The 3,698-nt window shown below is 33.0% G+C and carries 5 protein-coding genes; all 5 read left to right on the plus strand.

Features of this window, described 5'->3' with window-relative positions; all coding sequences use genetic code 11:
• The coding region (locus AC1VAQ_RS20820) for a phage NrS-1 polymerase family protein (RefSeq protein ID WP_479904522.1) at positions 1-728 on the plus strand (728 nt) is incomplete at its 5' end.
• Positions 729-740: 12 nt separating this feature from the next.
• A complete protein-coding gene (locus AC1VAQ_RS20825; RefSeq protein WP_479904523.1) occupies positions 741-2,096 on the plus strand; it encodes a DNA primase family protein in 1,356 nt (451 codons plus the stop codon).
• 322 nt (positions 2,097-2,418) lie between these two features.
• On the plus strand, positions 2,419-2,706 hold the full coding sequence (locus AC1VAQ_RS20830) for a hypothetical protein (RefSeq protein WP_479904524.1): 288 nt from the start codon (positions 2,419-2,421) through the stop codon (positions 2,704-2,706).
• A gap of 18 nt (positions 2,707-2,724) precedes the next feature.
• Positions 2,725-3,096, plus strand: coding sequence for a hypothetical protein (locus AC1VAQ_RS20835; RefSeq protein WP_479904525.1), 372 nt, complete (start codon positions 2,725-2,727; stop codon positions 3,094-3,096).
• Positions 3,097-3,118: 22 nt separating this feature from the next.
• Positions 3,119-3,559, plus strand: coding sequence for a sigma-70 RNA polymerase sigma factor region 4 domain-containing protein (locus AC1VAQ_RS20840; RefSeq protein ID WP_479904526.1), 441 nt, complete (start codon positions 3,119-3,121; stop codon positions 3,557-3,559).
• Positions 3,560-3,698: the final 139 nt, after the last annotated feature.

Below are 3,698 nucleotides of genomic sequence, written 5' to 3' on the forward strand. Positions count from 1 at the left end.
GTGGCATGGCTCAAAGTAATAATGCTGAGACTTGGAGTGATTATGAAACTGCTATGAGAGTAGTACATCTTTATGATGGTTTAGGTTTTATGTTAGGTGATGGCATATTTGGTGTGGATATAGATAGTGTAGAGCTAAGTGATCCAGTAGTAAAAGAAGTTATAACTACATTAAATAGTTATAGTGAGGTGTCTCCTAGTGGCAAAGGTATCCATGTAATTTGTAAAGGTAGTAAGCCCAAAGGAGCTTGTAGGAAAGGCAACTTTGAGTGTTATGAAAAAGGCAGATTCTTTACAGTAACAGGCAAGGTGATTGGTCAGTATAACACCTTAAGAGATTGTACAGAGAGCATTAAGCCATTACACAAAAAGTATTTGACAAGTCAAGAAAAGACTTTTTTAACCACACCCTACCATATTGGAAGGGGCGAGTACTTGGATGATAGAGAAGTCATTGAAAAGGCAAGTAGAAATGAGAGATTTAGAGACCTCTATTATTACGGCGGCAGCTCAGGAGATGCATCTAAAGATGATATGACATTTATAAATATCCTAATCTTTTGGACAGGTGGTAATGCAGGGCAGATAGATAGGATTTATAGAAGTAGTGCCATGATGCGAGATAAATGGAACAGAAGACAAAGTGGTTCGACTTATGGAAGCATGACTATTAATAAATGTTTAAGCACTTATAGAGGCAGTTATTATAACAGAAATTATTACAAATAGGAGGAAATAGTGATGAAAGCACAAAAACAAAGTTTATATGAGGCAAGTTATATTTTTACAAATGATAAGGGCAGAAAGACGATTAATACAAGTTTACTAGCAGAGCATATTAGGGAGCAGGCAAATTACTATATTGTAAAAAGACAGGGGAGTGAAACATTCTTTGTTTATTGGTATGACAATGGCTACTATAAACATCTTTCAACAGGAGAAATAAAAGCCATGATTAAAGAATATATCCCACTTGAAATGCGTAAGCCGACAGTATGGGAAGCAACTTATAAGGACTTAATATCTACTAACAATTTTATTAATCATGAACAGCTCAACACAGAGGAACATCTTATTAACTTTAAAAATGGCATCTTAAATACAAAAACATGGGAAATGATGGAGCATAGTCCAAAGTATCTTTTAACTTATCAAATTCAATACAACTATAACAAGGATGCAGAGTCACCAAAGAAATGGAAGGAATTTATTGAGACATTAGTGTCAGGTGATAAAGATACAGCATGTACATTGCAAGAATGGTTTGGACTTAATATATCAAACTATAATGCGAATCTTTGCAAAAAGTCAGTAGCTCTTTGTGGAGTTGTAGGTAATACTGGTAAGTCAAAATTTCTTAAGATGTTAGCACAGATTATAGGGCTTAATAACATTTGCAGTAAATCAATTCAAGACTTATCAGCTAAGTTCGGTGCAGGTGCATTATATGGCAAGAAGTGTGTTCTCATTGATGACCAAAAAGCAGCTAATATTGAAGATGGTAGTACATTTAAGGCGATAACAGGTGATGGTGTAATTGAGGCAGAGTTAAAAGGTAAAGATCCATTCTCTATTACATTTACAGGAGGCATTACTTTTACTTGTAATGAGATGCCATATATTAAAGACGATAAAGGAACACATATGTTTGAGAGGTTTTTAATTATACCTTGCAACAATGTAATACCACCAGAGAAAAGAGATAATAGGCTTTTTGAGAAGATGGAAAAAGAAATAGAAGGCATTATTGTTTGGGCGGTTCAAGGCTTAAAAAGACTTATACAAAAGGGATTTGTTTTAACTGAGAGTGAGATGAGCAAACAAGCAAATATCCAATATAGAGCTAGTAACGATAGTTTATTTAGATACATTATAGAAGAATGTATTGTTACAGGTGCTAGTAAGGATAAAATTCATAAGCCAGAATTTGAAGAACGCTATACTCAATTTTGTGCAGCTAATGGTATTACAGCATTAAGTAAAACGAATATAAAGGAGAGAGCTGAAAAGAATGGGATAATTTGCAATAAATACAATGGCTATCATCATTATAGAGGAATAAAGTATAAAACTAACTTAGGGAATGTTAGGGTGTAAAGGGGAAAGATTATTCCCCAAGCAATCCATTGAGTATCATAGGTTATATTATTTTAGGGAATATAGGGATATATATTTAATAGAAAAATAAAAAGTATAAATATGTAGAGGTATAGAAGTATATAAAAATATAAAAGAGAGTTGAGAAATTATTCCCCAAATTCCCCAAATGCTTTAGGCTATGCGTATCAATGGATGGAAGATATAAATAGAAAACTACTACTTTCCCCAATTCCCCAAAAGGTAGCCAATGGATTGCTATATAGATAAATGGGTAGGTGTGGTTAAAAATAAATACAACTAATCGAGAGGAAGATTTAACGTGATAAATAAACTAAACTTTGAAGGATATATAGAAAAGATTAACTTTAAGAATACGCAAGTATTGAAGTTCACTGTGTCTAACACGTGTAATGGAAGAAATAAAAAGATTACTGCAACTGTATTTAACAGCTATGACACAAAAGGAATATACGAGCAGATAGAACACTTGATAGGAAAGTTGGTAGTTGTAGTAGGAGAATTGTATGAATCAAATTATAAGGATAAGAATACAGACCAATGGGTTAACAGCTACTGCGTACAGGTAAAAGAATTAATTCAAAGATAATACAAAAGGAGACTAGCGATGGACACTAAAACACTTGATAGATTAGCAAAAGCAAATGCACCATTAGAGGCAGGAGCTACATTATTTGAAAGATGGTACTATATAGGGCTTAGAGGTTTGTATGCACAATACAAGGCAGGACAAATCAGTTTAGAACAGGCTGAGCATGATAAAGAGGTTATAGTAGATGCTTTTGCAGCACATATAGAAGGCCCAGAGAAAGAGATTATATATTTGAATAGAGATAAAGTAGTAGAGGCTACACTTCTTGAATTAGGTAGATATATGTCATGTGGACAAAACTTTGAACAAAGAGAGAAAGCATATCCTAGAAAGTTATTTGAAGAAAGAATAGTTAAGGTAATAGATCAGGCATATAAAGAGGCATAATTACACACTTGGAGGTTACAAAATGAAAGACAATAATTACAGCACAGTAGAAGGTATCCTTTATAATTTGCCAAAGTTAAAGGTTGAGATAGATAATTTGAAGTTAGACTTAGAAGAAGCTCAGGAAGTAGTAGGTATAACAGGAGCTAGTGGGAATGAAAGGGCAGGAAGTGCCACATATGCGTTTAATAGCGTTGTAGAGAATGAGGTTATAGAAAGGGAAAGAGATAATGAAAGACGTATACAGGAGATTTTAAAGGAGATACAGAAGAAGGAAAGACAACTAAAGAGGGTAGAAAATATATTAAGCATACTGACAGAGTATGAATTACAACTAATTGAGATGAGATACTTTAAAAGGTATTCAATAGGTAGGATATGTGAGGTAATGGAGCTGACGGAAGATGGATTTAATAAGAGAAGAAAGAGATTGATAAAGGAAAGATTAGCACCGTTGTTTTAAGTGTTAGAAAATTTGTATGATTAAAAGGGTTGAATTTGTATAATAAATAATATATTAAATATATTATGTAAATTCCTTATTCCGGAAAAGGTTTTAATTTAATATATTATTGAGGAGATTTATATGAAAAGAATAAAAA

The sequence above is a fragment of the Cellulosilyticum sp. genome, from assembly GCF_982396655.1.

Bases quoted from the DNA above. Each gene is read 5' to 3' on its own strand.
- AC1VAQ_RS20825 (WP_479904523.1), top strand. From the start codon at position 741: ATGAAAGCACAAAAACAAAGTTTATATGAGGCAAGTTATATTTTTACA.
- AC1VAQ_RS20835 (WP_479904525.1), top strand. From the start codon at position 2,725: ATGGACACTAAAACACTTGATAGATTAGCAAAAGCAAATGCACCATTA.
- AC1VAQ_RS20840 (WP_479904526.1), top strand. From the start codon at position 3,119: ATGAAAGACAATAATTACAGCACAGTAGAAGGTATCCTTTATAATTTG.